The sequence below is a fragment of the Bradyrhizobium sp. CSS354 genome (genome assembly GCF_029051725.1).
Taxonomy (GTDB): domain Bacteria; phylum Pseudomonadota; class Alphaproteobacteria; order Rhizobiales; family Xanthobacteraceae; genus Bradyrhizobium.
This window is the reverse complement of record NZ_JAACFU010000007.1, coordinates 344,629-361,855: the sequence shown is the minus strand read 5'-3', so window position 1 is coordinate 361,855 and position 17,227 is coordinate 344,629. Positions and strand designations below refer to the sequence as shown.

The 17,227-nt window shown below is 64.2% G+C and carries 17 protein-coding genes and 1 pseudogene; 10 read left to right on the top strand and 8 right to left on the bottom strand.

Going from position 1 to position 17,227, the window contains the following annotated elements; translation table 11 throughout:
• Positions 1–34: 34 nt before the first annotated feature.
• Complete coding sequence (locus GWG67_RS20020) at positions 35–880, top strand: SDR family oxidoreductase (RefSeq protein WP_275171040.1); 846 nt, start codon at positions 35–37, stop codon at positions 878–880.
• Positions 881–1,008: 128 nt separating this feature from the next.
• Here the strand turns inward: GWG67_RS20020 and GWG67_RS20015 are convergent, their stop codons facing one another.
• The 6 genes and pseudogenes from GWG67_RS20015 to GWG67_RS19990 all read right to left on the bottom strand — a co-directional run bounded on the left by GWG67_RS20015 (position 1,009) and on the right by GWG67_RS19990 (position 5,138).
• Positions 1,009–1,215 carry a hypothetical protein gene (locus tag GWG67_RS20015; RefSeq protein WP_007615092.1) on the bottom strand — a complete coding sequence of 69 codons (207 nt, stop codon included), beginning with the start codon at positions 1,213–1,215 and terminating at the stop codon, positions 1,009–1,011.
• Positions 1,216–1,286: 71 nt separating this feature from the next.
• Positions 1,287–1,700 carry a Rieske (2Fe-2S) protein gene (locus GWG67_RS20010; protein ID WP_275171039.1) on the bottom strand — a complete coding sequence of 138 codons (414 nt, stop codon included), beginning with the start codon at positions 1,698–1,700 and terminating at the stop codon, positions 1,287–1,289.
• Between the two features lie 15 nt (positions 1,701–1,715).
• The gene (locus GWG67_RS20005; RefSeq protein ID WP_275171038.1) at positions 1,716–2,828 is read right to left on the bottom strand and encodes an amidohydrolase family protein; all 1,113 of its coding nucleotides are present in this window, start codon (positions 2,826–2,828) and stop codon (positions 1,716–1,718) included.
• Positions 2,829–2,842: 14 nt separating this feature from the next.
• Positions 2,843–3,906 (bottom strand): annotated as a pseudogene (locus GWG67_RS20000) (amidohydrolase family protein).
• Positions 3,907–4,130: 224 nt separating this feature from the next.
• Positions 4,131–4,406 (bottom strand): YiaA/YiaB family inner membrane protein, encoded by a 276-nt coding sequence (locus tag GWG67_RS19995; protein ID WP_275171037.1) that lies wholly within the window; start codon positions 4,404–4,406, stop codon positions 4,131–4,133.
• 36 nt (positions 4,407–4,442) lie between these two features.
• Entirely contained in the window at positions 4,443–5,138 is a 696-nt protein-coding gene (locus tag GWG67_RS19990) for a PspA/IM30 family protein (protein ID WP_275171036.1), read from the bottom strand.
• Positions 5,139–5,240: 102 nt separating this feature from the next.
• On the opposite strand from GWG67_RS19990, the gene GWG67_RS19985 reads away from it, so the two are divergent.
• The 3 genes from GWG67_RS19985 (at position 5,241) to GWG67_RS19975 (ending at position 9,130) form a co-directional block, all read left to right on the top strand.
• Complete coding sequence (locus GWG67_RS19985; RefSeq protein WP_275171088.1) at positions 5,241–5,846, top strand: TetR/AcrR family transcriptional regulator; 606 nt, start codon at positions 5,241–5,243, stop codon at positions 5,844–5,846.
• 111 nt (positions 5,847–5,957) lie between these two features.
• Positions 5,958–7,412 (top strand): dihydropyrimidinase, encoded by a 1,455-nt coding sequence (hydA, locus tag GWG67_RS19980; RefSeq protein ID WP_275171035.1) that lies wholly within the window; start codon positions 5,958–5,960, stop codon positions 7,410–7,412.
• 95 nt (positions 7,413–7,507) lie between these two features.
• Positions 7,508–9,130, top strand: a complete 1,623-nt coding sequence (locus GWG67_RS19975; protein ID WP_275171034.1) for an ABC transporter substrate-binding protein — start codon at positions 7,508–7,510, stop codon at positions 9,128–9,130.
• Here the strand turns inward: GWG67_RS19975 and GWG67_RS19970 are convergent.
• The gene (locus tag GWG67_RS19970) at positions 9,127–10,470 is read right to left on the bottom strand and encodes a glycoside hydrolase family 3 N-terminal domain-containing protein (protein ID WP_275171033.1); all 1,344 of its coding nucleotides are present in this window, start codon (positions 10,468–10,470) and stop codon (positions 9,127–9,129) included. The genes GWG67_RS19975 and GWG67_RS19970 overlap by 4 nt on opposite strands.
• A 187-nt stretch (positions 10,471–10,657) precedes the next feature.
• Between GWG67_RS19970 and GWG67_RS19965 the strand changes: the two genes are divergently transcribed.
• From GWG67_RS19965 to GWG67_RS19955, 3 genes are read left to right on the top strand one after another with little or no spacing between them, the layout of a single operon-like run.
• Complete coding sequence (locus GWG67_RS19965; protein WP_275171032.1) at positions 10,658–12,148, top strand: DUF4173 domain-containing protein; 1,491 nt, start codon at positions 10,658–10,660, stop codon at positions 12,146–12,148.
• Between the two features lie 19 nt (positions 12,149–12,167).
• On the top strand, positions 12,168–12,872 hold the full coding sequence (locus GWG67_RS19960) for a response regulator transcription factor (RefSeq protein ID WP_275171031.1): 705 nt from the start codon (positions 12,168–12,170) through the stop codon (positions 12,870–12,872).
• Positions 12,869–14,455: an ATP-binding protein gene (locus GWG67_RS19955; RefSeq protein WP_275171030.1), complete on the top strand. Its 1,587-nt coding sequence runs from the start codon at positions 12,869–12,871 to the stop codon at positions 14,453–14,455. Before GWG67_RS19960 ends, GWG67_RS19955 begins: the two co-directional genes overlap by 4 nt.
• Here GWG67_RS19955 and GWG67_RS19950 read toward each other — a convergent pair.
• A complete protein-coding gene (locus GWG67_RS19950; protein ID WP_007597071.1) occupies positions 14,452–14,592 on the bottom strand; it encodes a hypothetical protein in 141 nt (46 codons plus the stop codon). The genes GWG67_RS19955 and GWG67_RS19950 overlap by 4 nt on opposite strands.
• A 79-nt stretch (positions 14,593–14,671) precedes the next feature.
• On the opposite strand from GWG67_RS19950, the gene GWG67_RS19945 reads away from it, so the two are divergent.
• From GWG67_RS19945 to GWG67_RS19935, 3 genes are all read left to right on the top strand, one after another.
• The gene (locus GWG67_RS19945; RefSeq protein WP_275171029.1) at positions 14,672–15,241 is read left to right on the top strand and encodes an alpha-ketoglutarate-dependent dioxygenase AlkB; all 570 of its coding nucleotides are present in this window, start codon (positions 14,672–14,674) and stop codon (positions 15,239–15,241) included.
• A 231-nt stretch (positions 15,242–15,472) separates the two neighbouring features.
• Complete coding sequence (locus GWG67_RS19940) at positions 15,473–15,964, top strand: hypothetical protein (protein WP_275171028.1); 492 nt, start codon at positions 15,473–15,475, stop codon at positions 15,962–15,964.
• Positions 15,965–16,099: 135 nt separating this feature from the next.
• A complete protein-coding gene (locus tag GWG67_RS19935; RefSeq protein ID WP_275171027.1) occupies positions 16,100–17,029 on the top strand; it encodes an alpha/beta hydrolase in 930 nt (309 codons plus the stop codon).
• Positions 17,030–17,227 lie beyond the last annotated feature (198 nt).

Sequence of the window (17,227 nt, the reverse complement as noted above, 5' to 3'; positions counted from 1 at the left end):
TTATAGCACGACCGAGCCCCCCGGAGACCGATCCATGCCCCACCCCGCGATCGTCAAGGACAATGTTGCCGTGATCACCGGCGGTGCGTCCGGCATCGGATTTGCCGCCGCTTTGGCCTTCGCACGCGACGGCATGAAGGTGTGTATCGCCGATGTGGATCAGGCGCGGCTGGCGGAAGCCGCAATAAGACTCTCATCCGTCACGTCCGCCACAGACGTGATGACCTTCGCGATTGACGTCAGCAAGGCCGAGAGCGTGACGGAACTGGAGCGCGCCGTGCGCGAGCGCTTCGGTCGCACCGACATCCTCATGAACAATGCGGGTATCCAGCCCGGCAGCACGCTGTTCGGCGAACCCGACAACTGGCAGCGCATCATCGGCGTCAACATGTGGGGCATCATCAACGGCTCGCGCATCTTCGCGCCCAACATGATCGCGCGCGGCGGAGCCGGCCTCATCATCAACACCGGCTCGAAGCAGGGCATCACCACGCCGCCTGGCGATCCCGCCTACAACGTCTCCAAAGCTGGTGTGAAGGCTTTTACGGAAGCGCTCCAGCACGAGCTGCGCAACACTGCGGGTTGCCGCATCACCGCGCATCTGCTGATTCCAGGCTTCGTCTTTACGGGCCTTACCGCGAAGGGCCGGACGGAGAAGCCGGCCGGGGCCTGGACCGCCGAGCAGACCGTGGACTTCATGTTGACGCGGCTGGAGGCCGGCGATTTCTACATCCTGTGTCCGGACAACGACGTCCCGCGCGCGCTCGACGAAAAGCGCATGCTGTGGGCCGCCCGCGACATCGTGGAGAACCGCCCGCCACTGTCACGCTGGCATCCGGACCATGCGGATGCATTCGCGAAATTCGTGAAGGGGGATTAGGCTGTTTAATCCTCATGGTGAGGAGCGCGGAACGCGCGTCTCGAAACATGCAGGCCCGGGTGGGGCCTCGATCCTTCGAGACGCCCGCTTGCAGCGGGCTCCTCAGGATGGGTTACACAGGGGGCGCTCTACAGCGTCTCTTGCTGGTGCCCGCAATTCTTGCAGGCGAACTTGATGCGGGTCTGGCCCTTTGGCGCCTGCACCCGGTTCGGGGCGCCGCATTTACCGCAGACGGCCTCGATGCGGGTATCGCCCTGCTTGACGACGACGGTCTTCTTTTCCATCGATTCGCGGATCAGGCGCTCGGCCTCCTCACGCAGGGATTGTTTCGACAAAGCTCGTCTCCGCGATAAATGCGGGCGAGGCTTATCCCACCTGCGGCGAAATCACAATCCGAAACGGCTGCTCAGACCTCGACAATCACGTAGCTGTCCTCGACATGCACCGGAAACGTCTCGGCAACATACGGCCCTTTCTGGAGTTCCTCGCCGCGCTCCACAGCGACCGGATATGACCTTATCTTGACGCGCTTCGGATCGAACCAGGATTGGCCGTTGCGCATGTCGAACTCCCAGCCATGCCAAGGACAGCGCAGCATCTCGCCGACGCGCGAGCGCTGATAGATGCCGGGCTCGGGGGAGGTCAGCCGCGCCACGCAGGCCGCTTTCTCCAGCGGCGCGCCTTCATGCGGGCAGCGGTTCAGCAGCGCGAAGAACTCGCCATTGACGTGGAACACGACAATGTCGCGGCCGTCGACATCGACGACCTTGTTGCCACCAGGCGGGATCTCCGAGGCGGACGCGACGATGTGACGGGCCATACCGTGCAGACCTTCTCAGAACTTGTAGACGGCGCGGGCATTGGTGCTGAAGATCTTCTTTCGCTCGGCTTCTGTCAGCGGCGTCTTGAAGGCAAAGCGCGGATCGTCGAAATCCCAGTGCGGATAGTCCGACGAAAACAAGAGACGATCGATGCCGACCCATTCGATCAGCGAGCGCAGCTGCCGGGCTTCGTCAGGCTCGTCGATCGGTTGCGTCGTGAACCAGAAATGCTCACGGACGTATTCCGACGGCTTGCGCTTGAGATGCGGCACCTCGCTGCGGAAGCGCTCGAAATGCTGGTCCATCCGCCACACCGCGGACGGGATCCAGCCGAAGCCGCCCTCGATGAAGACGAACTTCAGTTTCGGAAAGCGCTCCGGCACGCCCTCGATCACGAGACTGGCAAGCTGCGCTGCAATGGTGTGCGCGTTGGACTGGTGCTCCTCGACATAATAGGACGGCCAGCCGCCACCGGTCGGCGCATGCCCGCCATAGCCGCCGACATGGATGCCGAGCGGCAGACCTAGTTCTTGGGCACGCTCGTAGATCGGCCAGTAGCGGCGACGGCCCAGCGGCTCGTTGGCGCGCGGCGAGACGTTGATCTGGACGTATTCGCCGATTTTCGCGCAGCGTTCGATCTCGGCAATGGCGAGATCAACACCATCCTGACCGACCAGGATCGAAGCCTTCAGGCGCGGGTCGCGATGCGACCAGAACGCCAGTTGCCAGTCGTTGATGGCGCGCTGGATCGCGGCGCCGAATTCAAGGTTCTGCTGCGAGAAGATGAAGAGATCGAGCACCTGCAAGATCCCGAACTCGACGTCGAGCGGATCGAGATGCTGCTTCTGCATGAAAGCGAGATCCGAGCCGGGGGGACCGCCCGACGGTGGCCAGGCATCGCGCCGCGCGATCAGCGGCGAGGAGCGCGGATAGGGCGTGGTGAACAGATAGGGCGTGCGCAAATGGCTGCCATATTCCTTCAGATGCTGCTGCCAGCGCTTTGGCAGGAACTCGTTGAGATCGTCGAACGAATGCAGGCTTGGATGGACGTCGCAATCGACGATGCGCAGCCGCGAAGCGACGGGCTTCTCGTCTTCCCGCAGCGGGCGGTCGATGACTTCACTCATGCGAACCTCCAAAGTCAGTTAGCGAGCGACAGCCGCGGAAACGTCTCCAGCGGGTTGTCGACGCACATCTTCGATATGATGCTGTTCGGCAGGTTCGGCGGGATCGGATCGTCGCCGTCGAACTGCCAGTGCGGATAGTCGGACGCGAACAGGAACATCTTTTCGGAGCCGATCTGGTCGATGATGTCCTCGACGCTTTTGGCGTCGCCCGGCGCATCGAACGGCTGCATGGTGACGCGGAAATTCTCGCGAATGATCGCTGCCGGCTCGCGCTCGACCCAGGGCACCTCGACGCGCACCCCCCGCCAGGTCTTGTTGGCGCGCCACATGAAGGCCGGCAGCCAGCTCACGCCGGATTCCATCAGCACGACCTTGAGGTTCGGAAACTTGCCGAACACGCCCTCATAAATCAGGCTCAAGATCTGCGCCTGAAACGCCTGCGCCTCGACGAAGTAATATTCGTAGCGGTGCGACGGCCAGCCGGCCGAGCTCGGCGCCTGCCGATATTGCGTGCCGGCGTGGATCGCGAGCGGCAGCTTGTATTTCTCGGCGAGCCGATAGACCGGCCAGAAATGCCGCCGTCCCAGCAGCGTCTCGCCCTGCGCCAGCACGAGGATCGAGACGAAGCGGTGATCGGCGGCGCGGCGCTCAATCTCCTCGACCGCCAGATCCGGGTCCTGCATCGGCACCACAATCGAAGCACGCAAGCGCGGATCGCGCGACAGCCACTCAGTGGCGATCCAGTGTTGATCGCCTTGCAGAAGTCGGCCGCCATGTAGGGGTCAAACACGGCCTGCGCACCATAGAGCACGTTGAGAATCGCGTGGCTGGCACCCAACTGCTCGAATGCGCCCTTCTGCACCATCGCAAGATCGGAACCAGGCTTTGTGCCGTTCGCCGGACGCCAGTCGGCGCGGCCGGTGAGCGGCATGCCGGGCGGATAGGAGGTGAGATCGAGCCCGTCGATGGCGCGGCTCACGACCTGCTCTTTCCAGTGATCGCTGAGATAGGGCAGCAACGTCGTGCGCGTGCCACCAACCGCCGGGTGGATGTCGCAGTCGATCCGCATCGCTGCCATGAGGTTCCTCGCCGAGATCTTGTAATCACATCTTATTGGCGGCGTTCTTGTGCGCCGCCTGTGAAGACTGCCCCTGCCCGTGCGGTTGCGCAAGAGCGCACGCCCGCGCGATCCGTCATGGCTCGGTTGCATTTCGCAAGCGCGAAACGAGGGGCGGAATGCGCTCCGGCGCGAAGCAGCGGAGCGCGTTGCTCCACTGCCTCCTTGCGTAATGGCTATGCCTATCAAGCCGTCTTGGAGACTTCCATCAGCAGACGTTCCGCCTTGGCATCCTCGATGCGGTTCACCATCCGGCTGCTTTCATGGTTGTCGCGAACCGTCTTGGTCAGGGTGATGCAAGTCTGGATCAGCATGACGATGCCCATGGTGAGATAACCCTTCATCCAGAGGTCGATCGGCAGGAAGAAGATGCCGATGGCGATGAGGAAGGCGGAGGCTGCGAAGGACAAGTAAGTGAAAGTCACCCAGGCGCCGCTGTGGGGCTGGCCATTCTGGTTCATGATGGTCTCCTGTTGGTTCGAATGATTGGGTTGAAATCAGGCAGTCGGCGTGCGCTTGGACTTCAACCGTGCCAGCACGTCGTCCGCGGTCGTCTTGAGCCGGGGGCCAAAACCCTGCTCGGCGAGTTTTTCGGCGGTGGCGAGCGGACCGCTGGCGGCATCGAGCTCGACCAGCGCGTCGTCGGCGGCCTGGGCTTCCATCTGCCGCTCACGAAGACGTCTCAAGGTGCTCTCCGCCTCCGGCAGCGTGGATTCGTAGGGACGTGCTGCCTCGATGCCGCTGCGGCGAAGCGAGCGCACCGCTTCCGAGGCACGGGCGACGCGGCGGCCGCGATCGAGCTCGGTGATGCGGGCCTGCGCGCTTGCGACGTGCCGCTTCAGCCGCGCAATCTCGGTTGCGAACAGCGCGCGTGCCGTCAGCGCCGCGTCGCGATCGGCCTCCAGGCCCGCGATGGCTTCAGCGGCATCGTTGGCGAGATCCTCGCGGCCGCCGTCGAGCGCCGCCACGGCGCGGGTCTCGAGATCGGCGATGCGGGCGACAGTCGCCTCGAGCTTGCGGCCTTCTTGCTGGTCCTGTGCGATCGCCAGCGCCAGGGTCCGTTTGCCGCGCTCGAGGGCGGCTGCGGCGTCGCGCATCTGTTGATCTAGGATCAGAAGGGCCGTCCGGTCTTCCAGTTCTTCGCCCGCGGCGGCCACGCTGCCGCGGAAGAGTGTCACTACGGTCTTGAACATCTGAAGCTCCCTGTTATGAGCGTTGCTCACAGATGGTTTGTAGCAACAAACTTGAACATCGTTCAATCAATATTTGAGCAACGCTCAGAAATTTGGCCGCAGATGACTAAGACATTGGAACGCCGAGAGAAACTTCGATCCGATCTGATCCTGGCAGCGGAACGAATGATCGCCGACAGGGGATTGGCGGGCCTGAAAACCCGCGATCTCGCCCGCGAGATCGGCTGCGCCAACGGCGCCGTCTACAATCTCGTCGCCGATGTGGACGAGCTGATCCTGCGCGTGGGCTCGCGCACCTTGCATCGGCTCGACCAGGCCCTGAGCGCGGTGGAAAGCGGCGAGCCGTCGCCGCAGGCGACTCTGGTCCGCATCGCCCTCGCCTATTGCGATTTCGCCGCGGAAAATCTCGAACTGTGGCGCGCGCTGTTCGAGCACCGCATGGACCCCGACAAGCCCCTCCCCGACTGGTCCATCGACGACCAGCTCCAGCTGTTCCGCCACGTCTACCAGCCGCTGGCCGCGCTGTTTCCACAACGCAGTCGGGAGGAGCTCGGCATCACCGCGCGCAGCCTGTTCTCGGCGGTGCATGGCATGGTGGCGCTGGGACTGGAGCAGAAGCTGGTCGCGGTACCGCTACCGGCGCTCCGGAAGGAAATCGCGGGCCTGGTGCGCGCGATGATTGACGGGCTGATCGCGCGGGCGGCGTAGAGGCGGAGAGCACAGCTCAACTGTCGGCGATGGCTGACTAAAATTTCACCTGTCGCGTCGCATGCAGCGCGCTTAGCTTCGCGAGGTTCACGCCTCACTCCGGAGCCTCCAATGCCCCTCCTCATCCGCGGCGGCACCGTCGTCAATCATGATCATTCGCGCCGCGCGGACGTGCTGATCGACGGCGCGACCATCGTCGCGGTCGGGCAGTCGCTCGATGCGCCCGTCGGCAGCGAGACCATCGATGCCGGCGGCGCCTACGTCATCCCCGGCGGCATCGATCCGCACACCCATCTCGAAATGCCGTTCATGGGCACGGTCACCGCCGACGATTTCGAATCGGGGACCAAGGCGGCACTGGTCGGCGGCACCACCATGGTGGTGGATTTCTGCCTGCCCGATCCCGGCCAGTCGATGCTCGCGGCCTATCAGGAGTGGCGGCACAAATCCGAGAAGGCGGCCTCCGACTACGGCTTCCACATGGCGGTGACGTCGTGGTCGAAGCAGATCCACGACGAGATGGAGACCGTGGTCAAAACCTACGGCATCAACACCTTCAAGCACTTCATGGCCTACAAAGGCGCACTGATGGTGAACGACGACGAGCTCTACAACTCGTTCGCCCGCTGCGCCCATCTCGGCGCCATGCCGGTCGTGCATGCGGAGAACGGCGACGTCGTCGCCCTGATGCAGGAGGCGCTGATCGCGCGCGGTGTCACCGGCCCCGAGGGACATGCTTATTCACGGCCGCCGGAGGTCGAGGGCGAAGCCACCAACCGCGCCATCATGATCGCCGACATGACAGGGACGCCGGTCTACATCGTGCACACGAGCTGCCGCGAAGCGCATGAGGCGATCGCGCGCGCACGTGCGGCGGGCAAGCGCGTGTACGGCGAGCCGCTGATCCAGCACTTGCTGCTGGACGCCGGTGAATATCAGAACAAGGACTGGGATCATTCCGCGCAGCGCGTGATGTCGCCGCCGTTCCGCGACAGGTCGCATCAGGATAGTCTTTGGGCCGGTCTGCAAGCCGGCTCGCTGCAGGTGGTCGCGACCGACCACTGCGCCTTCACCACCGAGCAGAAGCGGTTCGGGCGCGGCGATTTCAGAAAGATCCCGAACGGCACCGGCGGCCTCGAAGATCGCCTCGCGCTGCTGTGGACCGCGGGCGTCACCACGGGACGGCTGACGAAGGAGGAATTCGTCGCAGTGACCTCGGCGAACATCGCCCGCATCCTCAACATCTATCCGCGCAAGGGCGCGGTCGCCGCCGGCTCGGACGCGGATGTCGTGGTTTGGGATCCCAAGGCGAGCAGGACTATCAGCGCGAAGCGGCAGATGAGCCGGATCGACTACAATGTGTTCGAGGGCTTTTCCTGCACCGGCGGACCGGCGGTGACGCTGTCGCGCGGCCGAATGGTCTGGAAGGATGGCGATCTGCGCGCCGAGGCCGGCGACGGCCATTATGTCGAGCGCCCGGCGTTCTCGCCGGTGCATGTCGCCAATTCCACCTGGAAAGACCTGACTGCCCCGCGGGCCGTGAGCCGCGGAGCGGTGTCGCCGTAGAGCTGAGATGCGCACCGGATGCGGCGCCGTGAAGCGCGGCCGATGGCATGCGCCTTGCCTCTTTAGGGTGCAAATCTCTCAAGAGCGAGGCACCCATGAGCGCATCATCTTCCGACCTGAGCCGCCGCAACGTGATGCTCGGCGGACTTGGCATCGCCGGAATGACCGCCCTTGCTCCGCGCTTTGCCTCGGCGCAAGGGCGAGCGGAGACGCTGCTGGTGGTGCAGGAGCTCGGGCCAAACTCGCTCGATATGCAGGGCGTCGGCTCCAATCAGACCGTGAACGGGCTGTCCTGGAATTGCTACGACCGCCTGCTGAGCTACGCCTCCAAGACGCTCCCCGACGGCACGCTGTCTTATGACCGCGAAAAGCTCGCGCCTGAACTCGCCGAGAGCTGGGAGGTTGCGGCCGACGGCATGTCCTGCACTTTCAAATTGCGGAAGGACGCAAAATTTCACGACGGCACGCCGGTCACCGCGAAAGACGTCAAATGGTCGTTCGACCGCGCGGTGAAGGTCGGCGGCTTTCCGACCTTTCAGATGTCGGCGGGGTCGCTGGAAAAGCCCGAGCAGTTCGTCGTGATCGACGACCACACCTTCCGCATCGACTATGTGCGCCAAGACAAGATGCTGCTGTTCAACGTCGCTGTGGTCGTGCCCTTCATCATCAACTCGGAGCTCGCGAAAAAGAACGCGACCGCGGAAGACCCATGGGCACTGGCCTGGCTCAGGACCAACGAGGCGGGCGGCGGCGCTTACAGGATCGAAAGCTGGAAGCCGGGCAGCGAGACCGTGCTGGCGCGCTTCGACGATTGGAAGAGCGGACCTCTCCCGAAGCTCAAGCGCGTGATCGCGCGCGACGTCCCCTCCGCCGGCACTCGCCGCGCCATGCTGGAACGAGGCGATGCGGATATCTCCAGCGGCTTCGCGCCGCGTGACTTCGAGCAGATCATCAAGGAGGGCAAGGTCAAGGTCTCGGGCGTGCCGATCCCGAATGCGCTCTGGTCCGTCGCGCTGAACACGGCAAAGCCGCCGTTCGACAATGTGAAGCTGCGCCAGGCCGTCGCCTGGGCGATGCCCTATGAGCAGATCCAGAACAGCGCGTTCTTCGGACGTGCCGTTCCCATGTATGGCGGAGCAGCAGACGTCTCCAAGCCGGTCTGGCCACAGGCGTTTCCCTATGTCACCGATCTCGACAAGGCCAAAGCCTTGATGAAGGAGGCAGGCTTCGAGTCAGGGCTAGAGACGACGTTGTCGCTCGACACCGGCACGGCCACGGTCGGCGAGCCGACCGCGATCCTGATCCAGGAGAGCCTCGCCAAGATCGGAATCAAGGCGGCAATCGAAAAGATTCCCGGCGCGAACTGGCGCACCACGCTGAACAAGAAGGAGCTCCCCCTCGCGCTGAACCGTTTCAGCGGCTGGCTCGATTACCCCGAATATTACTTCTACTGGAATTTCCACGGCAACAACTCGATCTTCAACATCTCCTCCTACCAGAACAAGGAAATGGACGCGCTGATCGACAAGGCACGGTTCACCACGGATTTTGCCGAGTACGACAAGACCGTGAAGGATTTCATCGCGCTCTGCATGCGCGACGTTCCCGTCATTCCGCTCAACCAGCCGATCCACGATGTCGCCATGCAGAAGGCCATCACCGGCTACGAATTCTGGTTTCATCGCGAGCCTGACTACCGTCAGTTCGCAAAGGGCTAGTCTTGACCCGCGACGTTCACAGGGCGTGAGGCGGCTCGCGTCTGCTCGGACGGGAAACCGCGCGCGAACCGCGCCTCGCTCACGCGCAGCATCGCCGCATCGAGCTTGCCTTGCCGCGATCCATCCAGGGCACAAGCGAAAATCCGGTAGAATTGCGCGCCGTCATAGGCGACCAGCAGCAAATCGACGCCCGCGTTGATGGCCTCGACCACGGCCTGGCAGACGTCGTGCTGATAGATCGCGCCCATCACGAGATCGTCGGTCATGACGATACCCTGATAGCCCCATTTGTCTCGGATGATCCCCTCGACGACGCGCTTCGAATGCGAGGCGGCTCGGTCGGGATCGACGGCCGTGAGCGTGACATGTCCGACCATGAGCGCGCTGCGCGAATGCGACAGCACCTCGCGGAACGGAAGCCAGTCGGTTGCCTCCAACTCCTTCACCGGCGCGTCGAGGTTGGCGCTGAAATGGTGCGTGTCGGTGCGCACGCGCCCGATGCCGGGAAAATGCTTGAGCGTGGCGCCGACGCCGGATTCTTCCAGCCCGCGCACATAAGCGCTCGCGATCGCGCCGACGACAGCTGGATCGGACGCAATCGCGCGCTGGCCGATCAACGTGTGGAAATCGAGGCGATTGCGCCGGACCGGCGGCTTGAGATCGAGCACCGGTGCGAGATTGAGGTTGACGCCGAGCCCGGCGAGTTCACGTCCGTGGATGCGGCCGAACTCTGCTGCTTTGGCCTGCTGGTCATCGGGGGCAAGCCCGGCAAGCGTCGCCAGCGCCGGCAGCTTCGTCAACGGCGGCGCAAGGTGCCCGACGATGCCGCCCTCCTGGTCCGCGGCGACCACCAGCGGCGGCAACCCGGCGGCTCGCCGCTTGTCCTGGAGCGCCGCGATCTCGGCACGCAGCGCCTCGGCGGTCAGGCCCCGGATGTTGTGCCGGGTGACGTAGACACCGCCGATCAAACCCTGCTCGGCAAGGCGCGCGACCTCCGGGAAGGAGGAATAACCGACCATGAAGTGAGGCCCGAGCTGACGCGCCTCGGCCGTACTGGCGGCAAGCACATCGTGCTTGCGCAGTTCGAATTTCAGATGCGCCGCCGACATCAGGAGCGGCGGAGCGCACCAGAGCATGACGAGCAGCTTGCCCACGGTGCTGCGCCAACGCCCGCGGCGCAGCAGCACGATGACGATCACGATGCTTGTGACGACAACCGCGATGTTTCCAGCGCCGCGCAGCACGAGCAGATAGGGATCGTTCTTGTTCGCGGCCGCAAATGCGACGAGAGGCGCGGCAAGCCAGAGCAGAATGAGACCGATGCGGTTGAGGGATTGCATGATGCGTCACGCCCAATGTGATGAACGCATCGCACCTATCAAAGCGATTTGCGCCGCGTAAGGACCAAAAGCGCGCCTGCACGAAATCTGCAAAAGACTCCTGAAACCGTGCAGACGACGATCTCACCTTCTGCACGAACGACGTTCAGACTTCGTGATGCCACCATTCACGAAAGGTCTTCTGGACATGACGAGCCTGGCTACGACGATAGCAGCGGACCTCCAGCCGATCAGGCCTTCCTCCATTCCTGCCAAGCTTGGTCTCGCACTGGCACTGGCCGCGGTCGCCGACTGGCTGTTCTATGGCCCACGGATCGGCCTATCGCTGACGCTCTTTGCGATCGCGACGGCTTGCGTGTCGATGCTGTTCAATCATGCGGCGCTGGACCTGCGACGCGGCATCACCAGCGCGGCCATTCTCGTCGCCGGTCTCGTGCCGGCGACAGAGGAGCTCAATGCGCTGTCCTTCCTGATCCTCGTCGCGGCGCTGCTCATGGCACTGCTGCTCGCGACCAATTCGGAGACGACGGGCTTCGCGGACCGTGCCCGGGCGATACGAAACTTTGTCCTGTTCGGGCCCTTCAGGGTGTTCCCCGAAGCGCTTCAAATCTTCAACATGTCGGCACTCACTCGGAGCATCGCACTCTGGCTTCTGCCTGCAGCGCTGAGCACCGTCTTCATCGCACTGTTCGCCGCAGCCAATCCATTGATCGAGCAGTGGGTGTTCCTGCTCAATCCAAAGCTCATCCTCGACTATGTCAGCATTCCGCGCGTGCTGTTCTGGACCATGATGCTGTCGCTGGTCTGGCCGTTCATCCATGTGCGCTGGCGGCGCAGAGAGATTGTCACCACGACCATCGCAGACATCCCCGTGCCGCCGCCGCTGCAGTCGCAAGTCTCAGCTGAGTTCCTGGGCCCGTCCACCATCCTGCGTTCGCTGATCCTGTTCAATCTGCTGTTCGCGGCACAGTCCATTCTCGACGGCATCTACCTCTGGGGCCATGTCGCGCTGCCGGCCAACATGACTTATGCCGCCTATGCCCATCGCGGCGCCTACCCACTGATCGCCACCGCCCTGCTCGCCGCCGCCTTCGTGCTGGTGGCGATGCGTCCGGGCGGCCCGGCCGAGAAATCGAAGATCATCCGGCCGCTGGTCTATCTCTGGGTGGGACAGAACGTCCTGCTGGTCGCCTCCTCCATCCTTCGCCTCGACCTTTACGTCGACATCTACATGCTGACCTACTGGCGCATCGCAGCCTTCATCTGGATGGGGCTGGTGGCGCTCGGGCTGATCCTGATCGTCGCCCGTATCGTGCTCGACAAGCCCAACCAATGGCTCGTCGGCACCAATCTGATCGCGTTAACGATCGCGCTGTATGGCTGCTCGCTGGTGAACTTCGATGCCTTCATCGCCGACTATAATCTGAGCCACAGCAACGAAATGTCCGGTAAGGGCTTGAACATCGACGCCGACTATCTCCTCACACTCGGGCCGCAGGCGCTGCCTGCCCTCGACAAGGTCATCGCTCATCGCCCGGGCGACAACTGCCTTGTGTCGCGGCGCGATCGGCTTGTAGAAGTCCAGCCTCAGGATCTGGCTTGGCGGAGCTGGGGCTTCCGGAATTGGCGGCTCCAGCGCAGGCTGGACGCGCTGGCGAAAGCTCGGCCGGCGGGCTGACGAGGCAGCGGAGAGGTTCTTGGCGCATCGCATTCTCATCGTCGACGACGAAGGCCATATCCGCGAGGTCATCCGCGTCGCTTTGGAGAAAGCCGGCATGGACGTGATCGAGGCGCGCGACGGCAAGGAGGCGCTGAGCCGCTTTGCCGCCGACAAGCCTGATCTGATCGTACTCGACATCGGCATGCCCGAATTCGACGGCCTCGACGTCTGCCGCGAGGTGCGCAAGAGCTCCGACGTTCCAATCCTGTTCCTGTCGGCCCGCGACGAGGAGATCGACCGCATCCTCGGCCTCGAGATCGGCGGCGACGACTATGTGACAAAGCCCTTCAGCCCACGCGAGCTGGTGGCGCGGGTCAACGTCATCCTGCGCCGGCTCGGCCCGCGCAATGGCGAGGCCAAGCCGGGGCCGTCGGCACTCGCGCAAGGCGGCCTGCTGATCGACCCCGAGCAGCATGTCGCGACCTTCGCCGGCACGCGGCTGAAGCTGACCACGATCGAGTTCGGTATCTTGCGCGCGTTCCTGACCCGGCCGACCTCCGTGTTCAATCGCGAGCAGCTGATGCGGGCCGCCTACCAGCTCAACATCCAGGTCTCCGACCGCACCATCGACAGCCACATCCGCAACATCCGTGCCAAGCTCGCGGCACTGGCCTGTGACAACGTCATCGAGACCATCCACGGCGTCGGTTTCAAGCTCGGCCGCTGCGAGAAGGAGGCATGAGCGCCGCGCCCGACAAATGGCGGCCATCGCTCACCCTCGTGATCTTCACGGTACTGGCGACCGTCGGCGTGCTGCCGCTGGTCGGCCTGTTCTTCTTTCGCCTCTACGACAACCAGCTGATCCGCCAGACCCAGGCCGAGCTGATCGCACAGAGCCGCGTGCTCGCGACGATCTACGCGCAGGAGGTCACGACGCGGCTCGACAGCGGCCTCTCGCTCGGCGCCGAGGTGCCACCGAACGTGCTGCCTGATCCGGGCGACCAGGTCACCCCGATCCGCCCCGCGCTCGACCTCACCGCCAACGACCTGCTGCGGCGGCGACCCGACGCGCAAGCAGCAATCCGGCCGGCGCAGCCAGCCTATGTCGATATTGGCGCAAGACTGACGCCGATCATCCGCGAGACCCAGAAGGTGACGCTGGCAGGCTTTCGCATCCTCGATCCCCAAGGCGTGGTGATCGCCGGGCGGCAGGAGATCGGGCAATCGCTCGCCCATATCGAGGAGGTCGCCGACGCGCTGCATGGGCAATACCGCGCCACCCTGCGCAACCGCGTGCCCGACAAGCCGCCGCCGTCGATCTATTCCTTCAGCCGCGGCCTCGGCGTCCACGTGTTTTCGGCAATGCCTGTCATCGTCAACAACCGCGTCGCAGGGGTGATCTACACGACGCGGACGCCGAGCAACATCTTCGACCATCTCTACCAGGAGCGGGCCAAGTTTGTGCTGGCGGGGCTTACCGTGATTCTCGGCACGATCGCCATCGGCCTCGTATTCTCGCGCACCATCACGCTGCCGATGCGCGAGCTGATCGATCGCGCCACCCGAATAGGCCGCGGCGACCGCGAGGCGTTCAGGCCGCTCCGACATTACGGTACGCGCGAGTTCGCCCAGCTCTCGCACAGCTTTCTCGGCATGGCCGAGCAGCTGGCGCGGCGCTCGGACTATATCGCGACCTTCTCGGCCCATCTCACCCACGAGCTGAAATCGCCGCTGACCTCGATCAAGGGCGCCGCGGAGCTATTGCAGGATTCGGTTCGGGGCAAAGCGGGCAGCCTGACGCCGGCCGAGCAGGAGACGTTCATCGCCAACATCCTGTCCGACACAAAGCGGCTGGAAGCGATGGCGCAGCGGCTGCGCGAACTCGCGCGTGCCGAAAGCCTGCCGCAAAACGAGCGCACCGAATTGGCGCCCGTGATTGCCGAACTCAGGAGCCGGTTTCCGGTGAGCTCAATCAAGGCCAGCGGCAGCCTCGACCTGATGATCGGCATGTCGGCGGAGAAGGCGCTGATCGTGCTTTCGCATCTCGTGGACAATGCGATGCGGCACAAGGCCGGGACAATCAGGCTGGAGGCGATCGATGAGCGTACGACCCTGCTTCTGACTGTGAGTAATGACGGCGAGCCGATCTCGGCGCCGAACCGCGACAGGATATTCGATGCGTTCTTCACCACCCGCCGCGACCAGGGCGGCACCGGGATGGGGCTCGCGATTGCGCGCGCGGTGATGGCGAGCCATGGCGGCTCGATCAGGCTCAAGCCGACCGATCGGGGCGCGGCGTTCGAGCTCCAGTTTCCAATGGGCTAGATCGCGAACACCCACGCGGCGACGATGGTGCCGATGGTGACCAAGCCGGCGATGGTCCAGCCGGCGGCGTATTCCAGCTCAGGATGACCGGTCGCCCGCATGATCTCTGCCGGATCGGCGGTATGCTTCTCTGCCATGACAGCCTCGCACGTTACTTTCCGCGTCATATGTAAGTCGCATCAGCCACCATTAGGTTCCATCACGGAAATGCGAGGAATGACGCAGCTTGGTTTGTTCGCCGATCCGCAAGCAGGGCCTGCCGGCCTTCGCTATGCCGATGACTTCGTCAAGGCCGCCTTCGAGCAGGCGCTCATTGGCCGCATCGCAGCATTGCCGCTCCAGCGCTTCCAGTTCGGCGCCTTCGAGGGCAACCGCCGGGTGGCGTCCTTCGGCTATCGCTATGACTACACAGCGCAGCGGCTGGCCGAGGCCGAGCCGATCCCGGACTGGGTCCTCCCCGTCGCGCGGCAGGTCGAGGCATGGGCGGGTCTCGCCGGCGGCAGCGTGCGGCAGGTGCTCTGCACCGAATACGAGGCCGGCGTCGGCATCGGCTGGCATCGCGACAAGCCGCATTTCGACAAAATCCTCGGCCTGTCGCTGGGCTCGTCCTGCAAATTCCGCTTCCGCCGCCGTAGCGGCGACAAATGGGAGCGCCACACGCTCGAAGCCCGGCCGCGCTCGCTTTACATGATGGACGGCGAAGCGCGGTCGCAATGGGAGCACAGCATCCCGCCGGTCGAGGCGCGCCGCTATTCCATCACCTTCCGGACGATGAAGCAGGCCTGACCCGCCGGCCAAACAAAAAAACGCGAAAACAACCCCATGCACAGTAGAACGGTCGTGTCGGCGCGAGGCTCGGCCTCGCGGCATAACCGTTTGACACCTCGGGGCAAAACAGCCGCACCCCGCAAGGGCGCAAGGCGGGGCGAACCTGCCTTCCAATTCGCGTTTACGTGCTAAACTGGTTCCACGCGCCGCGCGGGAGGGAAGCCGCGATTGCAGGTCCAGGGAGGCAAGATGAAAGCCGGTCGATTGATCCTCGCCTGCGCCCTCGTTGTCGCAACCGCCTCCGGCGTCGATGCATCCGACGCGACGCCCGGAAAAGTCTCGGGCTCGACGGCGCTGGCGCTCGCGGGGGTGATCGCGCCGCTGTCGTCGGCCCTGTCCGGCGCCGAGAAGAAGGCAATGGCGATGCTGTTCGCCGCCAACAGCGACATTCCCTACAAGAAGCCGATCGTGGTGACCGCCGATCGAATCATCTGTCGCGCCGGCAATGTCGACATCACCGTGCGGAACTGCGAGGTCACATTCGGCAAGAAGACCAGGACGGTGAATGGCTCCACGGCCGGCGAGATCTTCGCCACCGAAGCCCTGGCCGGCATTCCGCCCGACGGCGCCGCGGGATCGAATTTCGAGAGCCTGACGAAGCTGAGCTGCACGATCGACCCCAACGCCATCCGCCGGAAGGACGGCAGCGGGGCGGATTGCACCTTCCAGCCGGGCAATTGAACCACGCGTGGCGATGGAGCCGGGAGAGAACCGCGGTGCCGTGAAATCGCCTCATGACCAACTAACTAATAAGGCGAATTGAAAAGACGGGCCAAACGAGTGAGCCCATATCGGGCACGCAGGGCCGACACCGACATGAAGAATTTTCTCGCATTTTTTCTAATTCTGGGCATCACGGCAGCCTCCGCACACGGTCCCCTACCGATGCTGCCGGCCGCGCCGTCCGATCTCGTCCGGGTCGGCCTCACCGACAACGACACCGCCGCGGGCGGCACCGCGCGGCTGTGCGAGCAGGTCACCTTCTCGCGCGGCCTGCGCTACGGCGAGAGCGAAGCCAATGTGCTCGATGTCGCCACCGCCACGACCAAGGCGGATACGCCGCGGCCGGTGCTGCTGTTCGTGACCGGCGACACCTTCACCGGCGACCGCGCCGCGCCGGAGCTGTCGCGCCAGATCCAGGACCAGGCCATGTGCTTTGCCGCACGCAACGACATGATCGGCGTGCGCGTCAACTACCGGCTGGCGCCCTCTGCGACGTGGCCGGCGGGTGCGACCGACGTGGCGGCGGCGCTGTCATGGGTCCACGGCAATATCGACCTGTTCAACGGCGATGCCCGCGAGATCGTCGCGGTCGGCTACGGCGCCGGCGCCTTCCATGTCGCCACCCTGCTGGCCCATCCCGAACTCCAGACCGACCGCGCCGACGTCGCGGCTGTCGTGCTGGTCTCCGGGGTCTACCGCGCCGGCAAGGACGCGAGCGACAGCGAGAAGGCCTATCTCGGCAGCGACGCCAGCCAGTACAACAAGCGTTCGGTCTTCCCCGGCATCCTCAATGTCGACGTCCCGATCGTGCTGGCCTGGGCTGCGGATGATTCCGCCGGCATCACGGCGCAGGGCGAAACCCTGAAGAAGACGCTCTGCGGCGCCGGCCATTGTCCGCGTAGCGCGCTGCTGCGCAGCCGCGACGGCATCGCAAGCGCCTTCGGCCTCGACGGCTCCGGCGACAGCCTCGCCGAGCCGACGCTGCTGCTGGTGCATCAGCTCGAGGCGCGTGGGCTGCCGTAGGGGTTTGCCTGCAGCCGTACGCTAAGACACACTCCTTTTGCTGGGCTACCCCTCTCCCCCGCCCTCCCCCCACAAGGGGGGAGGGAGCGCAGTGTGCCCCGGGTGAAAATAGGGCTCACCAGCTCGATGAGCTCACAGAGCCAAAGCCAATTGTGATCACCTGAAGCCGCGATACGCACAACTGCGTTCCCTCCCCCC